The 26,184-nt window shown below is 51.3% G+C and carries 19 protein-coding genes, 1 tRNA gene and 1 pseudogene; 19 read left to right on the plus strand and 2 right to left on the minus strand.

What is annotated here, in order from left to right; genetic code table 11:
• Window positions 1-42: 42 nt before the first annotated feature.
• The 19 genes and pseudogenes from LQ229_RS13590 to LQ229_RS13675 all read left to right on the plus strand — a co-directional run bounded on the left by LQ229_RS13590 (window position 43) and on the right by LQ229_RS13675 (window position 23,316).
• Window positions 43-999, plus strand: coding sequence for a sugar ABC transporter permease (locus LQ229_RS13590; RefSeq protein ID WP_230192022.1), 957 nt, complete (start codon window positions 43-45; stop codon window positions 997-999).
• A 3-nt stretch (window positions 1,000-1,002) separates the two neighbouring features.
• On the plus strand, window positions 1,003-1,926 hold the full coding sequence (locus LQ229_RS13595; protein WP_216541341.1) for a carbohydrate ABC transporter permease: 924 nt from the start codon (window positions 1,003-1,005) through the stop codon (window positions 1,924-1,926).
• Between the two features lie 90 nt (window positions 1,927-2,016).
• Window positions 2,017-3,480, plus strand: a complete 1,464-nt coding sequence (locus tag LQ229_RS13600; RefSeq protein ID WP_216536376.1) for an extracellular solute-binding protein — start codon at window positions 2,017-2,019, stop codon at window positions 3,478-3,480.
• 43 nt (window positions 3,481-3,523) lie between these two features.
• Window positions 3,524-6,574 (plus strand): glycoside hydrolase family 38 C-terminal domain-containing protein, encoded by a 3,051-nt coding sequence (locus tag LQ229_RS13605; protein ID WP_230192023.1) that lies wholly within the window; start codon window positions 3,524-3,526, stop codon window positions 6,572-6,574.
• Window positions 6,571-8,751 carry a hypothetical protein gene (locus LQ229_RS13610; protein WP_230192024.1) on the plus strand — a complete coding sequence of 727 codons (2,181 nt, stop codon included), beginning with the start codon at window positions 6,571-6,573 and terminating at the stop codon, window positions 8,749-8,751. The genes LQ229_RS13605 and LQ229_RS13610 overlap by 4 nt, the downstream gene beginning before the upstream one ends.
• A gap of 70 nt (window positions 8,752-8,821) precedes the next feature.
• A complete protein-coding gene (locus tag LQ229_RS13615; RefSeq protein WP_230192025.1) occupies window positions 8,822-10,825 on the plus strand; it encodes a glutaminase family protein in 2,004 nt (667 codons plus the stop codon).
• 150 nt (window positions 10,826-10,975) lie between these two features.
• Window positions 10,976-11,052, plus strand: a tRNA-Pro gene (locus LQ229_RS13620).
• 123 nt (window positions 11,053-11,175) lie between these two features.
• A complete protein-coding gene (locus LQ229_RS13625) occupies window positions 11,176-12,339 on the plus strand; it encodes an ROK family transcriptional regulator (protein WP_230192026.1) in 1,164 nt (387 codons plus the stop codon).
• Window positions 12,340-12,601: 262 nt separating this feature from the next.
• Window positions 12,602-13,336, plus strand: a complete 735-nt coding sequence (locus tag LQ229_RS13630) for a glucosamine-6-phosphate deaminase (RefSeq protein WP_230192027.1) — start codon at window positions 12,602-12,604, stop codon at window positions 13,334-13,336.
• A gap of 39 nt (window positions 13,337-13,375) precedes the next feature.
• Entirely contained in the window at window positions 13,376-14,350 is a 975-nt protein-coding gene (locus LQ229_RS13635; protein ID WP_290370034.1) for an ROK family glucokinase, read from the plus strand.
• A 74-nt stretch (window positions 14,351-14,424) separates the two neighbouring features.
• Window positions 14,425-15,795, plus strand: a complete 1,371-nt coding sequence (locus LQ229_RS13640; protein ID WP_216536382.1) for a glycoside-pentoside-hexuronide (GPH):cation symporter — start codon at window positions 14,425-14,427, stop codon at window positions 15,793-15,795.
• Between the two features lie 19 nt (window positions 15,796-15,814).
• On the plus strand, window positions 15,815-17,245 hold the full coding sequence (locus LQ229_RS13645; RefSeq protein WP_230192028.1) for a M81 family metallopeptidase: 1,431 nt from the start codon (window positions 15,815-15,817) through the stop codon (window positions 17,243-17,245).
• 416 nt (window positions 17,246-17,661) lie between these two features.
• Complete coding sequence (locus LQ229_RS13650) at window positions 17,662-18,612, plus strand: iron-hydroxamate ABC transporter substrate-binding protein (RefSeq protein WP_230192029.1); 951 nt, start codon at window positions 17,662-17,664, stop codon at window positions 18,610-18,612.
• 7 nt (window positions 18,613-18,619) lie between these two features.
• Window positions 18,620-19,628 (plus strand): annotated as a pseudogene (locus tag LQ229_RS13655) (iron ABC transporter permease).
• On the plus strand, window positions 19,625-20,632 hold the full coding sequence (locus LQ229_RS13660) for an iron ABC transporter permease (RefSeq protein WP_230192030.1): 1,008 nt from the start codon (window positions 19,625-19,627) through the stop codon (window positions 20,630-20,632). The pseudogene LQ229_RS13655 and the gene LQ229_RS13660 overlap by 4 nt, the downstream one beginning before the upstream one ends.
• Before the next feature lie 244 nt (window positions 20,633-20,876).
• Entirely contained in the window at window positions 20,877-20,999 is a 123-nt protein-coding gene (locus tag LQ229_RS27115; protein WP_290370035.1) for a hypothetical protein, read from the plus strand.
• A gap of 57 nt (window positions 21,000-21,056) precedes the next feature.
• Window positions 21,057-21,914 (plus strand): carbon-nitrogen hydrolase family protein, encoded by an 858-nt coding sequence (locus LQ229_RS13665; RefSeq protein ID WP_230192031.1) that lies wholly within the window; start codon window positions 21,057-21,059, stop codon window positions 21,912-21,914.
• Window positions 21,915-21,945: 31 nt separating this feature from the next.
• Entirely contained in the window at window positions 21,946-22,611 is a 666-nt protein-coding gene (locus LQ229_RS13670) for a GNAT family N-acetyltransferase (protein ID WP_230192032.1), read from the plus strand.
• Between the two features lie 33 nt (window positions 22,612-22,644).
• Window positions 22,645-23,316 carry a GNAT family N-acetyltransferase gene (locus tag LQ229_RS13675; protein WP_216536513.1) on the plus strand — a complete coding sequence of 224 codons (672 nt, stop codon included), beginning with the start codon at window positions 22,645-22,647 and terminating at the stop codon, window positions 23,314-23,316.
• 516 nt (window positions 23,317-23,832) lie between these two features.
• Here LQ229_RS13675 and LQ229_RS13680 read toward each other — a convergent pair.
• Both LQ229_RS13680 and LQ229_RS13685 read right to left on the minus strand, forming a co-directional pair.
• Window positions 23,833-24,699 carry a hypothetical protein gene (locus tag LQ229_RS13680; RefSeq protein ID WP_230192033.1) on the minus strand — a complete coding sequence of 289 codons (867 nt, stop codon included), beginning with the start codon at window positions 24,697-24,699 and terminating at the stop codon, window positions 23,833-23,835.
• A 105-nt stretch (window positions 24,700-24,804) separates the two neighbouring features.
• Entirely contained in the window at window positions 24,805-25,815 is a 1,011-nt protein-coding gene (locus LQ229_RS13685; protein WP_230192034.1) for a LacI family DNA-binding transcriptional regulator, read from the minus strand.
• Window positions 25,816-26,184: the final 369 nt, after the last annotated feature.

Here is a 26,184-nt window from a genome sequence, read left to right on the forward strand (position 1 = left end):
TGAAACATTAATAAAAATCAAATCTGCAAAGGAGGGATGAGTATGGCAAAAGCGGTTGACCAATTAGGGGATTCTTCGTTGAAGCGCTGCATGATCAGACACCGAGACGCGCTCATTGCGGCAGCCATCCTAATGCCGATGGTACTGTTCTGGCTGCTTGTTTCGGGATTTCCCACTTTATTCGGCTTTTTTCTCGGTTTCTTTGAATGGGTAGGCTTGAATAATTCGCCCAAATTTATTTGGATCGATAACTTCGTGCATTTTTTTCAAAATCCGGTTTATACCGCTGCGTTGTGGAGATCGATTTGGTTGGGTTCGTTGGTAACCGCCGTCACGCTAATCTCAGGTTTCGGCGCTGCGCTGCTTATGAATATGCCATTATTCGGGAAAGGGTTTTACCGGTCCATTTGGTATATTCCCGCGGTGACGTCCACAGTAGCTACAACGCAAGTATTTAATATTTTCTTGGATACCAATAACGGCGTTATTAATAACATCTTGAAATCGCTCGGCAAAGAGCCGATCGTATGGCAGTATTCGGCGGCTTGGGGCATCTTTTGGATCGTCGTATACTCCGTATGGAAAGGAGTGGGAGGTGCTGCTCTTATTTGGCTTGCAGGGTTGCAATCTGTCGATCCCGCGTTGTACGAGGTGGCGGAAATCGACGGCGCGGGCCGCTGGGAGAAGCTGCGGTTTGTTACGCTGCCGGGGCTGAAGCCGATTGCGACTTATATTGTGATCACCAGCCTGATCGGGGCGATTCAAATTTACGAACAGGTACTATTCATTACGAACGGCGGTCCTTATGGGCAAACGGAAGTTCTTGTTTTCCGAATTTACCGCGACGGCTTCTGGGATTTTAATTTGGGCATGGCCGGAGCGTCGTCGTTGATTATGGCGGTCATCGTTATTGTATCAACCGTGTTGTATTATAATTGGTCGACCAAATCCGATAGACGGACGACGATACCGATGAAACCGCTCAAGAGGGGGCGATAAGCGATGAGCGGAACGTTGCGGTTGACAATAAAAAAACAATTCACAGCGGTGCATCTGCTGGGGCATATCCTGCTCCTTGGCTTCGGCTTGGCGCTGATCTATCCGCTTGTCTTTATGATTTTGGCGGGTTTTTTCAGCAAAACGGAATTTACATCCACGATATTAGGGATCTTTCCGATTCCCGAAGCTCCGACGCTAGCCAACTACAAGGCGCTCATCATGGGTTCGAAAGACGCGGCGGTAACGACGTACCTCCGGAATTCAATGATACGAACGGTATATAACACGCTGTGGGCGCTGCTTACTTCCTTTTTGGCCGGTTATGTGTTTGCCCGTTTGAAATTTAAAGGGAAAGATCAGTTGTTTTTGATCTTGCTCGCAACGCAAATGATTCCGGGAACGTTGGCTATCATCCCTACATATTTGGAATTTGCAAGATTTCCGTTTGCCGGCGGAAATGATATTTTTACCGGCGGAACCGGTATTTTAAATTCGTGGTGGGTTTATTTGATCGGCGGCCCCGCGATTAACATCATGGGCACTTTCCTGGTCAAGCAATCGTTGGAGAAAGTTCCTATCGAACTTGACGAAGCGGCAATTGTGGACGGAGCCGGTACGCTTAGAGTGATTTTTCAAATTTTATTTCCGTTGCAGCTTCCGATTATGGCCTTTATAGCCATTACGACTGCGCTTGGAACCTGGAATGATTTTATTACCCCGTTTTTCTATACCAATAGCGACGATTTGCAAACGCTTCCAGCGGCCATTACGCGGATTTCATCCGTAGGAGCCAGTCCGGGCGCGGTCATTAACTACCCGTTGATTATTACGTTAAGTCTGGGAATTACGCTGCCTGCGTTGCTTATTTTTTTCTTCTTTCAAAAGTACATCGTTCAAGGTTTGGCTAACACGGGCATCAAAGGATGATATAAAAGAATTAAAAAACATATTGAATATGTCATATTGGTATGCTATTGTTTTCATGTATCTTATATTTAAAGATTGGAGGGGCAAAAAATGCTGATGAACTCGAAAGGAACAGTGATCGCGGCGATCCTTGCGCTTATGCTGACGATCGGGATGACGGCATGCTCGTCGGGAAATGCGGAGAATACGGGCGCAGCAGAGGGCGATACCCAAACCGCTGAAAAGGAACCGTCCGGTTCGAAGGAGAACGGGAACGTAACCATTACCGTCTTAAACGAAGGCGCCGTTGGCATTGGCGTCGGCATCGTGACCGAATTGCTGGACAAAAAGAAGACCTCGCTCCTTGAGGACGAAACGTTACAGCCCAAACCGGCAGAAGAAGATTTCAACTACACGCCGGGCGGCGACGTGAATCCGAACGTATTTGGATATTTGTATCAATCGATCATCAACGATAAATTGGCAAGCAATCATATTACATTGAAAACGGAAGATTGGGGTTGGGGAGAACAGCTGATCCAGAAGCAAACGGCAGGATTCCTCGCGCAGAATATTCCCGATATTATCGTCGGCGAAACGCAAATGCCCGGTTTTGCCCAACAAGGGCTGCTTGAGCCGTTCCCGGAAGATATGGAGCAATACATAAGGGAACATATCGCGCCGGCCGCCTGGAAGCCGATGGAGTACGACGGGAAAATATACGGCTTTGCTTCCCAGCCGGGAGTAAACAGTTTGTTCTGGAATAAGAAGCTGTTGAGGGATGCCGGATTAGATCCGGATAAAGCGCCCGCGACTTGGGAAGAGCTGGCAGACAACTTGAGCAAAATTACGGCGGTCGGAAACGGCAAATTTTTCGGCGGCGGCGTATACGCCGGTCCCAATGCGGGAGGATACTTGCGTTATGGCACATTGCTGATTGTCAATGGCGGCGGTTTCGCGGACGGGCAAGGAAATCCGACTTTCAACAGCGACGCCAACGTGGAGACGGTAACGTTTTTGAGAGAACTGAACGGCTTCCATCCTGCCGGTTTAATGGCCAACACGAATGAAGGCACTTATTTTGACGCATTTAAAAAGGGGCAAATCGCTTATTTAATCGACGGACCTTGGCGCGCCATTGAAAGTTCCGCTATCGGAATCGAGTACGGCATGTCTCCGATCCCGCTGTCTTCGGACGGTAAGGCCGGCAACATTACGATCGGCGCCGCCTTCCATTCGGTTCCGAAAGATGCGAAGAACAAAGAAGCTGCTTTTGAATATATTCGGGCCATGTACAGCGAAGAAATTCAACAGCTTATTGCGGATACCGGAGTGCGGTCGCCGGTATTGAATAAGATCGCCGAATCGAACGATTATCAAACCAAACATCCGGAGATGTACCAGCATTATCTGGCCATGGCGGGGAATGTGCAGGGCCTTCCGACGTTCGCGAAGGAAAACTCCAAAGTATGGCAAATTTTTGGCGATGCGGTGACCAAATCAATTATGACGAAAGGGGATATCAAAACGATATTGGACGACGCACAAAAAAGAGCGGAAGCTGCAACGAAATAATATCCTTCAATGAGGATAATCAAGAGAGATGGAGTGAAAACAAATGCCGTATGAAACGACTCCGGTCATCATGAACAAGGTGAAGCATACATTGTCGAAACTGCAAATGGCTATCTATCAACCGGTATCATCGTTATCTGTAACGGCATGGGTAACCAAAGAACCGGTTCCTTATGCGGAAAGGGAAAGCGGCACAAAAATACAATTGAGACCGGGGGATCAATGGGGAGAATTATGGGACTGCGCCTGGTTTCATTTCGAAGGCGTTGTGCCCCGTTCGCTAAACGGCCGCAAAGTCGTGCTATTGATCGACGTGAACGGCGAGCTATGTTTGGTGGATGGCGAGGGGACGCCTCGTCAAGGATTAACGAACATCAATTCCGAGTTCGATGATAGCCTCGGTCTTCCCGGCAAGAGAGTGGTGGATGTCAGTCCGTCTGCCGAAGGCGGAGAAATCATCGATTTGTGGGGCGATGCCGGGTGTAACGATTTGTTTGGCAAATACCGCAGCGGGACGTTAAAGGAAGCCGAGATCGCCGTTTGTCATGAAGAGATCCGTAAATTGTACTACGATTTTGAAGTGTTGGCGGAGTTGGCTGAGCAATTGCCTGACACAAGCGCCAGAAAAGCTCAAATCTATCAAAGCTTGTACGAAGCGTCGAATCTATTGCCCGTCCTCGACGCCGACCATGCATTTCGCGCAAGCGCTAGAATAGCCGGAGAATTGGCCAAGCGAGGCGGAGACCCTGCGATTACGGTAAGCGCCATCGGGCATGCGCATCTCGATCTTGCCTGGTTGTGGCCAATCCGTGAAACGATCCGCAAGGGGGCGCGGACGTTCTCGACCGTGCTGCGCAATATGGAGAAATACCCGGATTATGTGTTCGGCGCCAGTCAGCCGCAGCTTTATCAATGGATCAAGGAACGCTATCCGAAGCTGTACGACAAGGTGAAGAAACGTATCCTGGAAGGCCGGTGGGAAGTTCAAGGCGCGATGTGGGTCGAACCGGATACGAATATTTCCGGAGGCGAAGCGCTTGTACGGCAAATTTTATACGGGAAACGGTTCTTTCAACAAGAGTTCGGCAAGGACGCGAAGGTGCTGTGGATGCCGGATGTATTCGGATACGCGGGAAGTCTGCCCCAGATCCTCAAAAAGTCGGGCATTGATTATATGATGACCCAGAAGTTGTCCTGGAGCGTGTATAATACGCATCCGCATCACAGCTTTCTATGGGAAGGAATAGACGGGACTCGCATCTTGACGCATCTTCCGCCGGAGGATACGTACAACAGCCCTGCCGCGCCGAGATCGTTAGCGAAGATCGAACGCAACTATTTGGACAAAAACGTGTCGGATCATGCGCTCATGCTGTTCGGAATCGGCGACGGAGGAGGCGGGCCGGGTGAGGAGCATCTGGAACGGTTGGCACGGGAGAAAAATTTGGCCGGTCTTCCGCCTGTCGTACAGGAGCACTCCCTCTCCTTCTTCCTGCGGTTGGAGAAAGATGTGCCGCGGTTCCGGACGTTCAAAGGGGAATTATACCTGGAAAAACATCAGGGGACGCTAACTTCGCAAAGCCGCAACAAGCGGTATAACCGTAAATTGGAGAAGAGTTTGCGAGAATTGGAGTTTGCCGCATCGCTTTTATGGGTTCTCGGCGGCGCTCCGTATCCGGGCGCAAAACTCGAGCAAATATGGAAAGAGGTGCTGCTGTACCAATTCCACGATATTTTGCCCGGTTCCTCTATTGGAAGAGTGTACGATGAATCGTTGGAACGATATGAGACGCTGTTGCGGCAGGTTCGTTCCATGTCGGAAGAAGCGTACGGGCGCGTTGCCGGGTTGGCGGGCTGGGCCAAAGAGCCGGTTTTGTTCAATTCATTGCCGTGGGAACGCAAGGAGTGGGTGAAATGGGAAGGCGCATGGCATTTCGTCTGCGTGCCTGCGATGGGATACCGGAAACTTAAAGATGCGGTTCGGAAACACGCGATAAACGGCCTGAAGTCGGAAGGGCAAGTTCTTGAAAATAACCGTTTGTTTGTACGTTTCGACGAAGACGGCAGCATTGTTTCCGTATACGACAAGTCGTCCGGGCGGGAAACGATACGGAAAGGGTCCAAAGCCAACGTCTTTACGATTTACTATGACGACGGAGACGCTTGGGATTTTCCGCGCGATTACCGCGAGACGGTCGCGGGAACGATGAAGCTGGAGAGAAGCGCGTCGTATATCGATGGCCCTAAGGCCATCGTCGAACAGAAGTATCGCTATGGGGAATCTGCCCTTTCCCTGCGTACTATATTGACCGCGGATTCTTCTGTCATAGAGTTCGCCGTAGAAGCGGACTGGAGAGAATCGGGCAAGATGTTGAGGGTGTCTTTCCCGACCTCCGTCTATAGCGATCAAGCCAATTGCGAGATTCAATTCGGCTATTTGAAACGTCCGACGACGCGCAATACTGCGATCGAGTTTGCGAAGGATGAAATTTGCGCCCATCACTATATCGACCTGTCGCAACCGGATTACGGAGTGGCGCTGCTCAATGATTGCAAATACGGACATAGCGCGCTTAACAACGTTTTGGACTTGAACCTGCTCAGGAGTCCGTCGTATCCCGACCCGGCCGCGGACCGTGCGGCGCATCAGTTTGCCTATGCGTTGTATCCGCATGCAGGCGACTTTATTCAAGCGAGCGTTTATCGCAAAGGATACGAATTCAACATCCCCCTTGCCGTAGCGGAAGCATCGCAAGCGGATACGGCGAAGCAAGAACCGCTTCAGTTGGTTCAAATCGATCATCCGCATATTATGGTGGAATCGGTAAAGAAGGCGGAGGACAGCGATCATATCATTGTTCGCCTGTATGAAACAGCCGGGTCTAGTGCGCGCGGAACGATATCCTTCGGTCTGGAATGCCTCTCGATCGAGGAAGCGGATTTGATGGAAACACCGGTCGCCGTTCTTCAGGACAACGGTTCGCGAGCGGAATTGCAATTTACTCCCTTTGAAATCAAGACGATTCGGGCGCGATTTCGTCATGCGCCGGGGAACTCTACTATGGACCTGATTGAAGGAGGGGAGAAGACATGAAGAACAGATGCCGGGAAGAAGAGCGCACCGGGTTTCAGGAAGGGGGCGCTTACGGAGAAACATACGATCTGCAGACGGATTTCGTCATGGTTTATGGAATCAATGAGTCGATGCCGAAGCGAATCGGGCAATGGAGAGAACAAGGGTATCGAGTGCATCTTATGACCGGAGTATCCTGGGGAGGATATCAGGATTACTTGAACGGGGAATTTGACGGCCGCCCGCATTGGGATGAAGCGCAATGCTACAAGGGTGGGGAACATATCATACACGGAACGTCGGCCGATATCCCGTATATGGTGCCGACAATCGCATTCTCCGATTATTTATTCCATCGCATTCGTCCCGCTGTGGACGAGGGGGTCGACGCGATCCATTTGGAGGAGCCGGAATTTTGGGTGGAAGGCGGATATTCGGAGGCGTTCAAGCGGGAATGGCAACATTACTATAACGAGCCTTGGATTGCGCCTCACGAATCGGAGGATGCGCAGTACCGCGCTTCAAAGCTGAAAGCCTACCTGTACGCGCGATGCCTTGACCGGCTTTGTTCCGCGCTCAAGGAGTATTCGATGGTCCGGTACAACCGGCCGCTGAGATTTTACGTACCGACGCATAGCTTGATCAATTATACGCAGTGGCGCATCGTCAGCCCGGAATCGAAACTGCTTGATTTGCCGTCGATCAACGGCTATATCGCTCAAATATGGACCGGTACGTCCCGTACTGCGAATGTTTATGAGGGACGCAGAGCGGAAAGAACGTTCGAAACGGCGTTTTTGGAATACGGCATGATGCAGGAACTGGTGCGGGGAACCGACCGCCGCATGTGGTTTTTGCACGATCCGATCGAAGACGATCCGAAACGAAATTGGAAGGATTATGAGGAAAATTATTTGAAGACGCTGACGGCGTCGCTGCTGCATCCGGAAGTGTCCCATTATGAAGTCGCTCCTTGGCCGAGGCGCATTTTCGAAGGGCAATACCCTCGCGAAGACGGAAACGGCAAAGAGGGGATACCGGCACATTATGCGACCGTATTGTTAACGATTATGCATTCGCTGGGCGGCATGGACCAGCCGGATGTTCAAATTTGCGGAAACGAAACCCAGATAGGCGTGTTGCTAGCCGATTCGGCGATGTATCAGCGCATGCGTCCGGGCGTGGAGACTGCCGGTTTTATGCTGAAATACGATGGTACGAACGAAGTGGAAATAACGGACGAATACGCGTTGGAATTGCTTCATTTCTCGCATTTTTACGGACTGACGCTGCCGCTTGTGAAGCATGGATTGCATGTTCGGCCGGTACAGCTCGATAATGTAAGAAGGTTCCCCGGCTATTTGGATGGTTATCGATTGTTAATTGTAAGCTACGAATTTATGAAACCGGAATATCCGGACCTGCACAATGCGCTGGCGCAATGGGTGAGAGACGGCGGCGCGCTGCTCTATGTCGGGGATGACAGCGATCCGTACCATAAGGTCAAAGAATGGTGGAATCGCGGAAAACGAAGGTACCGGACTCCCAGAGAGCATCTGTTTGAATGCTTAGGTTTGGATCTCCAGGCGCAGGAAGGCGTGACGCGCGTCGGGAACGGGTTGGTTCGCTATATGCGTATTAGTCCGGACCGATTAACCTTGAGCGCCGAGGGGGCGCAGAGGCTTCGCGATGCGGTTCGAGAGGCGATGGACAATTTGAACGACCCGGCCATCCGTTGGATTCCTTCGAATTATTTCATGATACGCCGAGGCCCGTATGTCATCGCATCGGTGATGAACGAGTCCGTCCATGACCATCCGCTGGAATTGACCGGTTGTTTTGTCGATCTATTCGATCCTCGTTTGCCGATTGTTCGCCGCGTTGCCATCCAACCGGGAAAGCAGGCTTTGTTGTATGACATGGAATTTGACAAAGCGGAGAGAAGCGGGGTGATCGCCGCATCTTCCAGAATCGATAACTTTACGGAAGATTCGCGGTCGATCTCCTTTACGGCAAGAGGTCCCCGATCGGTGCTTGCTGCGGCGAGAATTTATTGTTCCGCCAAACCGTCGAGGGTTGCGATGACTGTCGGCGGGGACGATACGACGCTTCCTTTCGAATGGGACGAAATGACGCAAACGGTGCTGATTCGCTATGAAAATCGCGCCCAACATGTGCGTATCGCGATCGCTAAATGAGAAGCGATCTGAGGAAGTCAATATTTTGATATTACATTGTCCCTGATCAAGGGAGAGGAGGAGAAGACAGATGAGGACTGTTATACGCCCGCCTGCGGTGCCTTTAGTGACGGTTGATCCGTATTTCAGCGTTTGGTCGATGGCGGATCGATTGAGTGACGATTTCACAAGACATTGGACCGGCAAAAGGAATGCAATGACGGGATTGATTCTCATTGACGGCGCGCCATGGAGATTTGCCGGTTGCGTAGAGCCGAACGCCGAAAACTATTACACCGAACCGAAACCGATGACGCAAACCGAATTTCAATTGACGCCCCTTACCAGCACGTATTGGTTTGAAGAGTCGGGAATCCGTTTAAAGGTAAGTTTCACGACTCCGTTGCTAATGGATGAGTTGGAACTTTTATCAAGACCTGCATCTTATGTAAGTTTTTCCGTTCGTTCGATTGACGACAAGCCCCATCGCGTTCAAATTTACTATGATGTCACCGGAGAGTGGTGCGTGAATTCCAGCGACCAAAGAGTGGTTTGGCGGCGGGATGAAGTGGGCGGATTGGTTATGCTGCAGATGAGCCATGAGGAACAAGATTGCTTACACCGTTCAGGTGACGATGTAAGAATTGATTGGGGCCAGTTTTATTTGGCTGTGAACAACGCTGCCGATATGCAAACCTATATCGATTCGGCGGATATTAGGAAACAATTTGTGAGAAATGGGCAAATTTCTCCATCCGACGGGATGACGATGCCCCAAGCGGTTCGGGAGCATAACGTGGTGATGGCCTTCACTTGGGATTGCGGGGAAGTAAGGGCCGATGAGGTTTCGAATGTCATCGTTCTGGCCTATGACGACGTATATGCGATTGAATATTTCGGCGAGAAGCTTCAGGCGTATTGGAAAAAAAGCGGGATGTCGGCTTTCGAGATGATTGCGGCCGCGTTCGCGGAGTTTTCAGGCATTATGGCGCGTTGCGAAGCTTTCGATCGACAGCTGCGGCAGGATGGAATTCGCGCGGGGGGAGAGAAGTACGCCGAACTTCTGGCCCTTGCGTACCGGCAGGCGATCGCGGCTCACAAACTGGTAACGGATCGGGACGGAAAGCTCTTATTTATGTCCAAGGAATGCTTCAGCAATGGCTGCATTGCCACCGTTGATGTGAGCTACCCTTCCATTCCTTTATTCTTGCTGTATAATCCCGAGTTAGTGAAAGGGATGATGAGACCTATCTTTCAATATGCGCAAAGCGAGGCATGGCCGTTCGAGTTTGCCCCGCATGATGTCGGACAATATCCGCTTGCCAATGGGCAAGTATATTCGGGAAATGCCAGAGAAGGGCAAATGCCGGTCGAGGAATGCGGGAATATGCTGGTCATGGCGGCGGCGGTCTGTTTGGCGGAGAAGCGGGCGGATTTTGCGAAAGAGAATTGGGAGCTTTTATCCGGCTGGGCCGATTATTTGCTTGAGTACGGTTTGGATCCTGAGAATCAGTTATGTACGGACGATTTTGCCGGCCATTTGGCCAGAAACGCCAATTTGTCGATGAAGGCGATCATGGGTGTCGCGAGCTGCTCTCTCCTTTATGGTCTGATGGGCCATCACGCTGAAGCGGAACGCTATCGAATGGCTGCGAAAGAGATGGCGATCAAGTGGGAACATATGGCGAGCGAACGGGATCATTATAAGCTTGCTTTCGGACAGGAGGAAACTTGGAGCTTAAAGTATAATTTAATATGGGACATCATCTTCGAAACCGGTATTTTCAACGAAAGAATTGCGCAGCAAGAAGTCGCCTGGTACTTAACGAAGCAGAATAAATACGGAGTGCCTTTGGACAGCAGGGAGACTTATACGAAAGCCGACTGGTTGGTATGGGCCGCAACGTTGGCATCCGACCAAGAGCAATTCGCCCGATTGATCGAACCGTTGTGGGATGCGTTGAACGAAACGGCGGACCGCGTTCCTTTTACGGATTGGTATGATACGAAAACAGCAAGGCAAATGAATTTTCAGCATCGCAGCGTGGTAGGCGGGATTTTTATGAAACTTTTGAAGGAGAAGCGGGTTCGATAACGTTATGAATCGCGCATAATTTTGTTGATATTGTCGATGCATATCGCCGTCCGGACCGGTTCCGGGCGGCTGGAAGCATTTTTCAGTTGACATCCTCGCCCAGGTTTGCGATAATAAGATCGTTGTCCTTAATGACTTGCACTACTAGATCGGGACGTAGCTCAGCTTGGTAGAGCGCTTGGTTCGGGACCAAGAGGTCGCAGGTTCAAGTCCTGTCGTTCCGACCATCATACATCAAAGCATCGTGGCTTTCGGGTCGCGATTTTTTTGTGTCTATTGCGTCTATAATAATTAAACTGAATTGAATAACCAATATTAGTAAGATAAAGCAGGAAGAGAGGAGCGTCGGAATGTCGTTTAATTTAAAATATGATCAAGGGCGCATACGGAAGTATCACTATTTTATGTTGCTAAGCTTAATTCAAAAACATAAGCAAATATCCAGAACGCAATTGGCCGAAATCACGAAGATGAGCAATACAAGCGTCGGCAAAATCATCAAAGAACTGATGAACGACGGGCTGGTCATCGAGGTCGGGCAAACGGAGGGGGAGGTCGGCAGAAGAGCCGCCCTGTTGGAACTCAACCCGGCGGGAACGTATATTGTCGGGGTTGAAATGGACTGGAACGCGATCCATATCGGGATCGTTACATTGACCGGCGAAGTGATGGAAAAGAAATATTTGGACTTTAATGCGAAGCAAGAGGCGGAAGCCGTGTTGGAACGAATTGCGCAAGAAATTTCCGGGTTGATCGGGAAGGCCGGCTCGGAAATCGCCGACAAAATTATAGCCGTCGGAGTCAGCATGCCCGGGCTCATCTCTTGGCCTGGCGGCGAAGCGCTCATGGTGCCGCAATTTCATTGGGAGAATGTGCCGATTAAAGCCTACCTGGAACAAAAACTGGACTATGTCGTATACGTGGACAATCATGTTCGGACGGTGCTGTTATCGGAAAGCCTGTTCGGCAATATGACGGAATTCAGGGATTCCGTCTGCATCTATGTCGGCAGCGGCGTCGGAGGCGCGGTCATGATCAACGGCGAAATGCTGCGCGGCTATCGCAATACGCTTGGCGAAATCGGGCATATTACGATGGAGCCGGACGGGGCGATGTGCGATTGCGGGAGACTCGGTTGCTTGCAAACGTTCGTCTGTTCCTCCGAGATTGAAAAACAAGCCCAGAAAAGCATGAAGGAAGTCATTGCCGCCTACGAACGTAAGGAAGACTGGGCCGTAAGATTGATCGACCGGGCGCGCGAATATCTCGGTTTGGCGATTTCGAACGCAATTTGCATGTACAATCCGCAGGGTGTCTTGCTTGCAGGCCCTATGATGGAAGAGTTCCCTGCGCTAGGGGATCATATTCAAGCGATCACGAATAAATACGTTTGGGCCCCTTTGCGAAATTCGTTTCACATTATCCGCCCAAGCATCGGGAAAGATAGCGGAGTCATCGGCGCAAGCGCGCTCGTATTAGACGAGTTTCTACGATTTTCCAACGATGATATTTAAGAGACAACCCTTCCGACCTGCGCCTGCTTCACTGCTGCAATGCGCCGAGGCGGCAAGGGTTTTTTTGATGCATGGCACTTTATTCCTTTTCTAAAAACCTGTTGCATCGTATCAAGAAGGGTGCTATAATTCCAATTACTAAACTAAGTTTAACAATAAAGCGTAACGAGCAGAGGAAACCACGTAATTTCACGAAATTATTTCTGTTTTTCATTTAAATATATAATCTTAGTTTAGTAAAAGGAGGAAAAGGAGATTGAACATGAAAATTATTCGAACCAAAGATTACGAAGAAATGTCGCAAAAAGCTTTCGAAGTGATTGCCGGCACGTTTCGAAAGAACGCAAACGCAGTCGTGAACACGACGACCGGAGCAAGCTACGATCGCGTATTCGAACTATGGGTGGAAGCGATTAATCGCGGAGAATTATCGGTGGAAAACTCGGTTGTCATGAATCTGGACGAATATATTGCGGACAGAAACAAGCCGTTTACCGTGTATACGTATATGCAGAAAAAGTTTTACGGCTTGATCCGGTCCCGGCCGAAAATCGTCGAATTGTTGGACGGAAGCGTGAAGGATCTCCAATCCGAGATTGACCGGTATAACGCCGTATTGAACAAGTACCCGCGCGACTTGCAAATTGTGGGGCTTGGAGTCAACGGCCACTTGGGCGCTAACGAGCCCGGCGCTTCTTTTCAATCCCGTTTGTTCTGCGCGGACAGCCATGAATCCACGATCCGAAGCACGATGGGGTATTGCGGTTTAACCCGGGAGGAAGCGCCTACGCAAATGCTGACATTGGGGCTCGCGGACATTATGGAAGCGAAGGAAGTTCTGCTGGTCGCTTCAGGCGAAAGAAAGGCCGAGGCCGTCAAGGCGGCGATCGAGGGACCGATCTCCGAGGAATGCCCGGCTTCGATCTTGCGGGCGCATCCGAACGCGACGTTTATTATTGACGAAGCGGCGGCTTCCTTATTAGAGAAGAAAGAATAGACGGGCCGTATGACTCTAGTTGGATAGTGGGTGGCATCTGTGGATGAGACAATGATCGGCATCGATATAGGAGGAACAACCGTCAAAATCGGGTTATTGACGAAGGAAGGGGATATTGCTCATAAATGGGAAATCCCCACCAACCGGGAAAACCTGGGCAAGCACATTGTGGACGATATTTGGCGTTCCGTATCATCCAAGCTGACCGAATTGCATATCGCGAAGGACAAGCTGATCGGAATCGGAGTCGGCGCGCCGGGATTTACCGATAAAAACACGGGCGTTGTCCATGAAGCGGTCAATGTAGGTTGGAAAAACTATGATTTGGGAGCGCAGTTGCAAGAACGGTCGGGGTTGCCGGTCTTTGTCGAGAACGACGCCAATATGGTTGCTTTGGGCGAGAATTGGAAGGGCGGCGGCAACCGCGCCAAAGACCTGATCGCCATTACGCTTGGCACGGGAGTCGGCAGCGGCATTATCGCGAACGGCGAAATATTGAGCGGCACGAACGGAACGGCCGGCGAAATCGGCCACATCATTGCGGATCCGAACGGCTATCCGTGCAACTGCGGCCGGACGGGCTGCCTGGATACGGTCGCTTCCGCCACGGGCATTGTGCGCCAAGCGATGGAGCAAATGAAAGATGATCCGAACGGCGCTTTAGCCGCCTTATATAGCAACAAGGGGACGATTGACGCGAAAGACGTGTTCGATGCGGCAAGGCAAGGCGATCCGGGATGCGAGCGCGTGATTCGGCGAATCGCCGATCTGCTCGGATTCGTATTGGCAGGCGCGGCCGCCGTCATTAACCCGTCGATCATTGTGATCGGCGGAGGCGTATCGCAAGCCGGGGATCAACTGCTTCGGCCGGTGATCGATTCGTTTCGAACGTATTCCTTGCCGCGAATCAGCCGAGCGTGCGAAATCAACATCGCCCGATTGGGCAACGATGCGGGAATGATAGGCGCGGCGTATCTGGTCATGCAACAAACGCAAAAAGGAATGTACAGGTAAAACTTGTACATTTCCCAGCGGGGAAATGGAAGCGTTTAACGAACTTCCTATACGTGAAAAGGAGTGAAAGTCCGATGAATCAAGTTGCTGTCAATGAAGGGCCCGGGTTGGAGAAAAGTTCGCAAAGGCTAAGTCTGAGGGAAAAAATAAGTTACGGTTACGGCGATATCGCATCCAATTTTGTGTGGGGCATGGTGAACAGCTATCTACTGTTTTTTTATACCGATGTGTTTGGAATCGCTGCCGTTGCCGTCGGTACGTTATTTCTCATTACGCGGATTTTCGATGCGCTTAACGATCCGATCATGGGAATGATCGTCGACAAAACGAAAAGCAAGCACGGCAAAGCCCGTCCGTATTTGCTTCATGTGGCGGTGCCGTTCGGAATATTAAGTGTCATTACCTTTATTACACCCGACCTGTCGCATAGCGGCAAACTGGTCTACGCCTATATTACTTACGGGCTGCTCGGAATCATCTATACAGCGATCAATATTCCTTACGGCGCGCTGATGCCGATGATGTCAAGGGACTCCAAAGAAAAGGGCGAACTGAACAGTTACCGGGCGATCGGACGTTCCATCGGAGCGATTATGGTCGCGTCGCTTACCTTGCCTTTGGTCAATTTGTTGGGCGGCGGCAATCAGCAGCTCGGTTTTCCGCTTGTTATGGCCGTTTACTCGGTGATCGGAATCAGTTTGTTTTGGCTGACGTTCAAGAACTGTAAGGAAAGAGTCCAGGCACGCGCCAACGCGGACAGGGATACCAATATTCGGCAATCGTTCGTGCAAATGTTGAAAAATAAATACTGGGTTCTTACATCCGTGAACTCGTTTCTATGGTTTGTCAGACTGGGAATTATGAACGGCGTACTCATTTATTATGTCAATTATGTGCTTGAACAGCCTAACATGGTGCCTTTCTATCTTACCTTGTTGAATATCGCCAACCTGGTCGGAGGTTTCTTCGCTTTATCGATCCTGCGCAAATACAGCAGCCGCAATTCGAGCATGCTGATGTATATCATTGCCATCGCGCTTCTCGCTGCGCTTTTTCTGGTCGAAGGGAAATCCACCGTCATGTTCGCCGCACTGTTCTTTATTGCTAATATTATGATAGGGTATGGAGACCCCGCCAATTTAACGATGCTCGGCGATACGATCGATTATCAGGAATGGAAGTTCGGGACCCGTCCGGAAGGGTTGCTCGTTTCGAGTTACAGCTTCTCCACCAAATTCGGCGTCGCGCTAGGTTCGAGTTTCCTCGCTTACGCGCTAGGCTGGGCCGGGTACGATCCTTCCGCTATTACGGGACAGGTGCAATCGTTAATCCGTAACATGATGCTGGGGCTGCCGATCATCATTACCGTTCTTCAAGTAGGGGTATTATTTTTCTACAATTTGGACAAGCATCATGGCGAGATCGTGAAAGACTTGAATCACTAAACGAATGGGGGAAACATCAATGAAAATCGTTGTCGGCTGCTTATATCACGAAACCAATACATTCAATCCGTTCTTAACGACGACCGACGATTTCGTCGTGGTCGAAGGAGAGAAAGCCGCAGAACGTCTCGCCAGCACGGCGGTGTTCCGGGAGCATGGGGCGGAGGTGGTGCCGACCATTTACGCTACCGCATTGTCGTCCGGCGTCGTGAAACAAGAAACGTACCGGTATTTTGCCGATAAAATCGCAGCCGTATTGCGGCAGCATCCCGATATCGACGGAATTTGGCTGCATCTGCACGGCGCGATGGTCGTGGAAGGGATCGGATCCGGCGAGCTTGCCTTGTTGAAGGAAATACGGGAATGCGTAGGCGAAGAGATTCCGATTTCCATCACCCTCGATATTCACGGCAATATCGCGGAAGATTTCTATAAGTACGTGAACATCGTTCGTTCCTATCGGACGGTGCCGCATGTCGATCAGTCGGAAGTGGAAAGAATGACGGGCCGGTTTTTGCTGGACTGCATCAACCGTAAAGCGCGGATCAGACCTTCGTTCACCCGCTTGCCGATGATTATTCCCGGCGAGAAGGCTCTCGGCGCGAGCGAGCCGCTCCGCTCGATCTTTCAGAAGCTGGCGGAGATCGAACAAAGGGAAGGGATACTCACTGCCTCGTTTTTCATTTGCCATGCCTGGAGCGATTCGGAGAATACGGCGTCTTCCGTCTTTGTGATCCCGGAATCCGAACAATATGAAGAAGCAGCGGAGCAAGCGCTGAAGGAACTGGCGGATTATATATACGCCAGACGCCATGAATTCGAGTTCGACGCAATCGTGCTCGAGCCGGACGAAGCGGTGGAGAGAGCGCTTCGCGAACCGGCCAAGCCTGTGTTTATTTCCGATTCGGGGGACAACACGACGGCCGGCGCGCCGGGGATGAGCACATCGATGCTGCGGCTGTTCGCCGCGAAAGATTTGGGCGGGAAAAAAGCGGTTATTGCGGCGATTTACGACCCGGAAGCGTACCGGAAGCTGCAATCCCATCAAGTCGGGGATGCCGTATCCGTTCCAATCGGCACCGGTCACGACGAGCACAGCGCTCCGGTTTTGTTGGAAGGAACGTTGAAATGCAAAGGGGATCTCCTCGGCTATTTGAATGCGACCGACGATAAAGTGGGAGAGGTTTGCACCGTTTCCGCAGGAGATCTTGACGTCGTTGTCGCCAACCGCGGCGATTCGTTTATTACCGTCAACCATTTTACGCGTGCGGGCCTGAATATGGACGAATACGACGTGATCGTAGTGAAACAGGGGTACCTGTTCAGCGAATTAAGCGCCATTTCCAAACTCGATATTCTTGCGATGACGCCGGGCGCTACGTATCAACGGATCGAGAACATCGATTATAAGCATATCCCGAGACCGCTCTTCCCGATGGATATGAATTAACAAACAACTTGAAATGAGACTTCTTACCCTATCGCCCTATCGTAAGAAGTCTCATTTTTGTTGATTTTATGACGATTTCACGGTTCCGCTGCCTGAACAAGCCCTCTGTAAAAAGCGGAATAAAGCCCCGCCGGGCCTCCTCCGATGATCGTGACATCGAATAGCTGCTCTTGATCCATTCCCGTCTCACTCCCAGGCTATGAATGCACAATTGATTATCATTCTCAATGAGAGAATTCAACTTTTCCGTCGGCTAAGCAACAAAATAATGGTTGACAACTGAAATAAAAGCAATTATCTTAAATTGTGAAACGAAAATGATAATCATTATCAATTATGTGCCGGAATCGGGCGCGATCCCCGGACCGGCAAGCCGATGTGCGTCACTTAAAACTTAATCAAAGGAGAAGAAACCAATGGCTTATAAATACATTCCAGTTCTGCTCATATTTGTACTGTTGCTCAGCGCTTGCGGCGGCGGGGCCGCCGGGGAGAAGCCTTCCCCGGCCGGAGGGGAGTCCGCTTCGGAAACCGCCACGGAAAGCGCTTCGGGAACGACGATTACATATCAATCGGAGAACGGACCGATTGAGGTTCCCGCCAACCCGCAGCGCGTCGTCGTATTGTCGTCGTTCGCGGGCAACGTCATGGCTCTCGGCGTCCCTCTTGTCGGCGTCGATTCCTGGTCGACAATGAATCCCCGTTTTCAAGAACAATTGCGGCAAGTCGAAGAAGTGTCCGATGAAAATTTGGAAAAATTGATTGAATTGGAACCCGATCTGATCATCGGCCTTTCCAACATCAAAAACGTGGACAAATTAAAGCAAATCGCGCCTACGGTGACGTTTACGTACGGGAAGGTCGACTATTTAACGCAGCATATCGAAATCGGCAAGCTGTTGAACAAAGAAAAGGAAGCGAGAGCTTGGGTCGACGATTTCAAACGCCGCGCCGGACAGGCGGGCGAAGACATTAAAGCGAAGATCGGGGCGGACGCAACCGTTTCCGTCATTGAAAACTTCGACAAGCAGCTTTACGTGTACGGCGACAACTGGGGCCGCGGTACGGAAATTTTGTATCAGGAAATGAAGCTGAACATGCCGGACAAGGTGAAAGAAACGGCGTTGAAAAACGGCTATTACGCATTGTCGTTGGAGGTGCTGCCGGAGTTTGCCGGAGACTATATCATACTAAGCAAAAATAAGGACACGGACAATTCCTTTCAGGAAACCGACACGTATCGCAACATTCCTGCCGTGAAAGCGAACCGGGTGTTTGAAGCGGATGCGAAGGAGTTTTATTTCAACGATCCGTTGACGCTGGACTATCAGCTTGATTTCTTTATCCAACATTTTCTGGAAAGATGAGAGACCGATGACAACAATGAATCGAAAAACGATCCCATTTCTATATAAATTGACGGCGGGATTCATCTTATTGCTCATCATGTTCGCGGCGGCGATGGTGTTTGGAGCAGCAGACACGACGCTCCAAGACGTCTGGCAGGCGCTGACCGGCCAGGGGGAAGGCGGCAAGCTATCGCTCATTCGGGAAATCCGTCTGCCGCGGGAAATTGCGGCCATGTTCGTCGGCGCGGCTCTGGCCGTTTCCGGCGCCATCATGCAAGGCATGACGAGAAACCCGCTTGCCGATCCGGGGCTGCTCGGATTGACCGCCGGCGCCAACGCCGGCCTGGCCGTTACGCTCGCTTTGCTGCCGTCGGCGAATTATTTCTATGTCATGATCGCATGTTTTATCGGCGCCGCCGCCGGGGCTTTGATGGTATTCGGCATCGGCGCGCTGCGCAGAGGCGGCTTCTCCCCGCTGCGCATCGTTCTGGCCGGCGCCGCCGTCTCCGCGTTTCTGTATGCGATTGCGGAGGGGATCGGCATCTATTTCAAAATATCGAAAGACGTCTCGATGTGGACGGCCGGAGGCGCGATCGGCACATCATGGAGCCAACTGCATCATCGTTCCTTTGATTGCGGCGGGCATCGTCATTTCGCTGCTTCTCTCCAGACAATTGACCGTTTTAAGCTTGAACGAGGAAGTCGCCGTCGGGCTGGGGCAGAAAACAGCCGCGATCAAAACCGTTCTGTTCCTGGTCATCATTCTGCTCGCCGGCGCTTCCGTCGCTTTGGTCGGGAATTTGACCTTCATCGGGTTAATGATTCCCCATATCGTTCGCGCCGCGGTCGGCAACGATTACCGTTTTGTCTTGCCGATGTCCGCCGTTACGGGAGCTTTGTTCATGCTGCTCGCCGATACGCTCGGACGCACCGTCAACGCGCCCTATGAAACGCCGGTGGCAGCGATCGTCGCGGCGGTCGGCTTGCCTTTCTTTCTCTTTATCGTTCATAAAGGGGGGAAGGCATTCTCATGATTAGGCAATCATTAATCATGAAACAGCGAATATTGCTGTTTGCGTTGCTTGCGCTCTTAGCGATCACGATCGTCGTCGGCATGGGGCTGGGCTATTCTTCGCTGTCTTACGACAGGCTCGTCCCCACCCTGCTTGGCCAAGGCACGTTCAAGGAAGAATTCGTTTTATTCTCCGTTCGCTTGCCGCGCATGCTCGTGACGATGCTGGCAGGGATGGCGCTGGCGTTGTCGGGCGCGATAATGCAAGGCATTACGCGGAACGATTTGGCCGATCCGGGCATTCTCGGGATTAACGCGGGCGCGGGGGCGGCCATCGCGGTGTTCTTCCTGTTCTTCCCGGTCAATGTCGGCTCGTTTGTCTACTTGCTGCCGCTCGTCGCTTTTGCCGGCGCGCTGCTAACCGCACTTGTGATCTATATATTCGCCTATCATCGGCAAAACGGCTTGCAGCCCGTCAGATTAGTGCTGATCGGGGTCGGATTTTCGATGGCGCTCTCCGGGCTAATGATCGTGTTGATCTCATCCGCAGAACGGTCCAAAGTCGATTTTATCGCCAGATGGCTGGCGGGTACGGTCTGGGGCACGGACTGGCCCGTTATTGGGGCCATGATGCCTTGGCTGCTTGCGCTCGTTCCGTTCGCCTTGTACAAGGCGAATCGGTTGAATTTGCTCGGACTAAGCGAGCACGTTGCGATCGGCGTCGGCGTATCGGTTGAGAAGGAACGGGCCGTCCTGCTGGTCGCAGCCGTCGCCCTCGCCGCTTCCGCCGTTTCGGTGACGGGAGGAATCGCCTTCATCGGGCTGATGGTGCCGCATATCGCCAAAGCGCTGGTCGGGCCCCGAAATCAACTGTTTCTGCCGATCGCGATCCTTATCGGCGGATGGCTATTATTGCTCGCGGATACGATCGGACGGCAAATCGCCGAACCGGACGGCATTCCGGCAGGCATTATGGTGGCGTTCATCGGCGCTCCTTATTTTATGTTTCTATTATTGAAAAAATAGAGAAGAGGCTGACGCTCAGCTGTTTCCGGCTGCAGCGCCGGCCTCTTTGCAACGGCATCGTCGCTTCCCGCATCGGTATCAATGATCAATTTTCGCATCGAATCGCCTCCATATTTATTTTTGACTTTAGCTTAGGGGCTCTTCTATACTAAGTACAGGTTAAATGACCAAAACCGATTCGAGGATCCGGATGTGAACAATTCGCTGCGGCAATTGCACTCTTCTCAGGAGCGCGAACCGCTCGTTGAAGGAATGCGTTGACGACGGGTTGTTCGCTTATGAAAATAAAACGTTCCATATCCCGAATATGGAGAAGTTTCAGGAATACGCGCAAGCTTTTATCGATTTGATACAATATCGAAGCTAGGCAAGAGGCGGTTGGTCGAACCGCTTTTTCCCGCTTAGGAAAGGGAGGGCTTTATTCATGAAAATGAGAGTATCCGCAGTCCAATACCATCTTCGTACGATCCGTTCTTTCGAGGAGTTCGCGGCGCAATCGGAGCATTACGTGAAAACGGCCGAAGAGTTCGGCGCGGAATTCGTGCTGTTTCCGGAGTTTTTCACGACCCAGCTCATGTCGATCGGGAACGGCCAAGGGCAAGCGCTGACGATTAACGACTTGCCGGATTTTACGGAGCGGTACCGCGAATTGTTCGTTGCATTGGCGAAGCGGACGAAGATGCATATTATCGGCGGCACCCATGTCACCCGGCAAGGCGACCGCTTGTACAATACCGCTCATTTATTTTATCCGGACGGAACCGTGGGGGAGCAGGCCAAGCTGCATATTACGCCTACCGAAGTTCAAGAGTGGAACATGACGCCGGGCGAAGGGTTGCAAGTGTTCGAGACGGAAAAAGGGACGATCGCGATGCTGACTTGCTATGATATCGAATTTCCGGAAATTGTGCGGATGGCCAAGGCCAAAGGGGCGGACGTCATCTTCTGCCCGTCGTGCACCGACGATCGCCACGGCTTTTACCGGGTTCGCTATACGAGCCATGCGCGGGCGGTGGAGAATCAGGTGTACGTCGTGACGACCGGGACGGTCGGATCGCTGCCGACGGTCGACTTTATGCGCGCCAATTACGGCCAAGCCGCGGTCATCTCGCCGAACGACATTCCGTTCCCGCCGCGCGGCATCCTCGTAGAAGGGGAGATCAACGACGATATGATCGTCACCGCCGACCTCGATCTGGAACTGCTGTATGAAGTGCGCGAGCGCGGTTCCGTCACGACATGGCGCGACCGCCGGACCGACTTGTATCCGGACTGGAACTAAGGCAAATCAAGGATAAAGGAGCGTGTAACCGATGTATCGTAAGGAATTATACGTTTTCGATCAAGATCGTCCCGTCCCGGCGGTTATTCGGGGATACCGCGAAGAAGATTTTGCCGATTTGATTCGAATCCAGCAGGAAAGCTTTCCCCCTCCTTTTCCGCCCGAATTGTGGTGGAACGAGGAACAGCTGCATAACCATGTCTCGCTGTTCCCGGAAGGAGCCCTTTGCGTGGAAGCGAACGGGGAAATTGCGGGATCGATGACAGGCTTGCTCGTTCGTTTCGACCCGGAACGCCCCGGCCATCGTTGGGAGGACATGACCGACGGCGGATATATCCGCAACCACGATCCGGAAGGGGATACGTTGTATGTGGTAGATATATGCGTCCGCCCTTCCTTCCGCAAGCTCGGCTTGGGCAAATGGCTCATGTTCTCGATGTACGAAACCGTCGTTCGTCTCGGCGCCAGGCGGCTGCTCGGCGGAGGAAGAATGCCGGGCTATCGCAAGTTTGCGGCGGAAATGACGGCCGAACGGTATGTCGAAGCGGTGGTCAAAGGGGAGTTGAAAGATCCGGTCGTTACGTTCTTGCTCCGCTGCGGACGTACGCCCGTAAGCGTCGCGGCGAATTATTTGGAAGACGAACAATCTTGCCATTACGGCGTGTTGATGGAATGGAGAAATCCGTTTCTCGCATAGGAACGAAAGAAGGAGAGTTGAACGATGTCGAAGATGGAATACCGCCGTATTACGAATATTGCCGATCCGATGTTTGCCAAGATGCATCGCATGATGCAGGAGGTGTTTCCGCCCGAGGAAGTGCTGGAATACGATCTGTGGAAGGAGCCCTTGGAGGATCCCGGCATTCGCGTATTTGTCGCCGTTGACGAAGGGAATGTCGTCGGCGCGACGGAATATCGCTATTATGAAGATTTTAATATAGCCATGACCGATTTTACGATGATCGGCAAGCCGGGGCTTGGAATCGGCCGTTTCCTATGGCGCAACAGGCAAGAAGATTTGCAAGCGCTCGCTGCGGCGAACGGACGGCAATTGTTCGGCATGTTCGCCGAAATATACGACCCTTACCGGGCGGAGGAGCACCATTTCGGCGGCGTCAAGCCGATGGATCCGTATGTTCGCCGTGAAGTGCTGTCCCATCTCGGGTATAAGCGCCTCGATGTTCCGTATGTGCATCCGTCCTGGAACAATGACGGGGAGGCCGTCGAAGGGCTCGACCTTTGCTTTATGCCGACAGACGACAATGTAAGCGAACTGCCGGCTGAGCTCGTCGTCCGATTCTTGCGGCGTTATTATTCCGTCTTGCCGAACAAGCCGGCTGCATGGCTGGCGATGGTCGAATCGTTGGAAGCGAGAGATAAGGTGGCGCTGCTGCCGATCTGAATAGGAAAAACCCGTTCATCGCATGCGATGCAACGGGTTTTTTATCAATCGAGTAACGCGAACCGCTTAGCGTTGCATCGGGAAATTGGTATCCGGAACGCAGGGCCGTTATTTCGCGCCAAAACCTCTTATTCGCCGTTTAGGCGGACATTGGTTCCGTTATTCCTTCGTTGAAGGGCTTATTTTTACGCTTTTACCGCGAATAAAGGATCGTATGTCCGCAAACTGTCCCAAATCGGGCCTTTTGTCACAATTAGCGTCTCCTGTGTCCGCGATCCTGGAATGTTGAAAAAAGTGAATGCAACGCCGGTGAAACCTAACCGGAAAAACTACCGTTACTATGCGCACGAATGTCCTACGGAATGATTTACAAGGAATTTCTACCGTTATTTTCGCCAAGAACGCCATTTCCAACGGAAGCTTCCCGAATTTAGATGGAGAAATTGGCGCTGAATTCAATTTTACGATTGAACCGGGCAAAATAAAGGTATTTTTTCCCGTTATTAACCACTCGTGTTAAGAATGGATCAACTTCTGAATGAATGCGAGCGCGTTGGCTTTGTTGGGCGCGTCGGTGCGAACCGTAACGACTTTCTCCTTCGCGGCGGATACGGGAATGTCGTTCAGGAACGGAATGCCGCTCATATCGATGCCGTAAATATGCTCCGACTGGTCGCCTTCCGCCCGGTAACGGTAAACGGAGGAATCGTCCAGCGATTTCAGCGAGCTTTCCAGCTCGTCCAACCGCAAGAAGAGGCCTTGATCCCTCAGTCTTTCAAAGTTGTATTTATCCGTAATGTAGATATCCGGCTTCTCCGTCATCAGCGTGATCATGCTCTTTTGCTGCATGGCGATATCGTACGGGTCTTTCGCCTCTTGCGGGAAGTAAGTAATGCTGACGCCGACCCGTTCCCAGGATGGAAAGGCCTGCAATATGCTTTCCTGCGCTTTGTCCAGATCTTCGCTGTAAAATTCCCCTAAATACATGACCGATAAATTTTCCGGCGGCAGCAACGCTTCCGCTGCGCGCTGCTGTCTCTGGTCGATCATGCTGTTTACGAAATAGGCGATAAGGACGACGAGCAGTATCGCTCCCAAGACATGAAATTTATAATAGTGGAAAAAATGATCGAGTCGGGACGCAAAAACGGAACGCTGCGGCTTGCCTTCGTCTTGCAGCTTTTGTTCGTATTGCGTGATCGTCTTATAGGCTTGATTCACCTGTTCGATCGTCACCGTTTCCGCCGAGTCTTCGTCATCGTTGCTGCGGTTTTTGCGGGCACGGTCTCTACGAATCAACAGAAAATAGCGTTTTTCGACTTCTTCCTTTGTAGCGTCCTCGGACAAGCCGAGAATTTCGTAAGCTTTCTTCAAATCTTCCACTGCATTCACTCCCAAACGATGACTAAAGAGCTTATCAACCTGCGAAAATACTCTTTTCTTCTTATTGTAATGTAAGCGTTGCGCAACTTCAATCGCTGGCAGCGATTAACGCGTGCCGGCCGCCGCGGCGGATTGGCGCGGGACCAGTTTCGTGGCAACGGTCACGTCTACGGAGTGGGGGGCGTCCCCGTTGATATAATGCATGAGCAATTGGGCGGCCAGACTGCCCATCTGATGCTTCGCGATGCGGATCGTGGTCAGGGCCGGTTCCATATGCAGCCCCCATTCGATGTCGTCGAAGCCGATAACGCTAATATCTTTGGGGATCGAATATTTTTCTTCCTTTAACGCTTTGATGGCGCCGATGGCGAGTTTGTCGTTCGCCGCGAAGACGCCGGTGAAGCTCCGGCCGGCATAAGCTTGGAGAGCCCGATACCCGTCGTCTACGCTGACTCCCGCGCATTCTATCAGAGCGGGCTTGGCTTCGGGCGCGTAATTCCTCATTCCGTCCAAATACCCCTGGTATCTTTGTCGAATGCTTTGATGCTCCAACGGTCCAGATAAAAACACGATGTCCTTGTGGCCGAACTCGGCCAAATGCTTCAAGCCTTCCAAGGCCCCGCGATAGTTATCCGTGTTCACGCTGCAGAAACCCGGATATTGATTGTCGACCAGCACCGCGGGAATTTCCAGACGGGAGATCCGTTCGAACAGCTTCGGTTCCAGGTCGGCGCCGATCAGAATGGCTCCGTCCACGCTCTTCGATTCGAATATTTCGGCGAACAGGGCGTCGTCAGGCTGGCGTTCGTGCAGCACATGGTACAGAAGATTGCTGCGATAATGCTGCAGTTCTTTGGAGATCCCTTCGGTAATCAAAGCATAGAAAGGATCGGTCTCCAGCGATTGGTTAATGCGCACCATCAATACGATATTCAACGTGTTGTCTTTGACCAATCCGCTGCCGCGCTGCTTCGGACGAAGATTTTTTTCCTTCACCGCATGAATGATTTTGTTGCGGAGATCTTCGCTAACCCCCGGTTGATCGTTCAAGGCCTTCGAGATCGTTGAAGGAGAAACCCCTAATTCCTTGGCAATTTCCTTTAACGTAACGGACAATTTGTTCACTCCTTATTTTTCTCTATAGGGCGAAAGAAAGATGGAAAGAAATTATTTTCTATTAAATTTCGTTAGTTTTTCGAAAAACCCTTATATTTTATGATAATGGAAACGATGTGAAATATCAAACGATAATCGCCAATTTCTCGTGATTCATGCGAAAATTATTGTTTTTCCATATCTTTGCAAAGAAAAAAAGTAGTTTTGAACGAAAAAATAGGATTGATTTTAAAAAAACATTTCAGTATAATCAAACACACGATAGGAAATAATTTCTTAAATTAATTTCCTTAAATTTCTTTGATCGCATGTTTGCGTAACAAGGAGGTCATCAACCGAACCGAGGGAGGGGATGCCGTTCGACGGGCG

It is taken from the genome of Paenibacillus sp. CECT 9249, assembly GCF_918697855.1.
Taxonomy (GTDB): Bacteria; Bacillota; Bacilli; order Paenibacillales; family Paenibacillaceae; genus MSJ-34.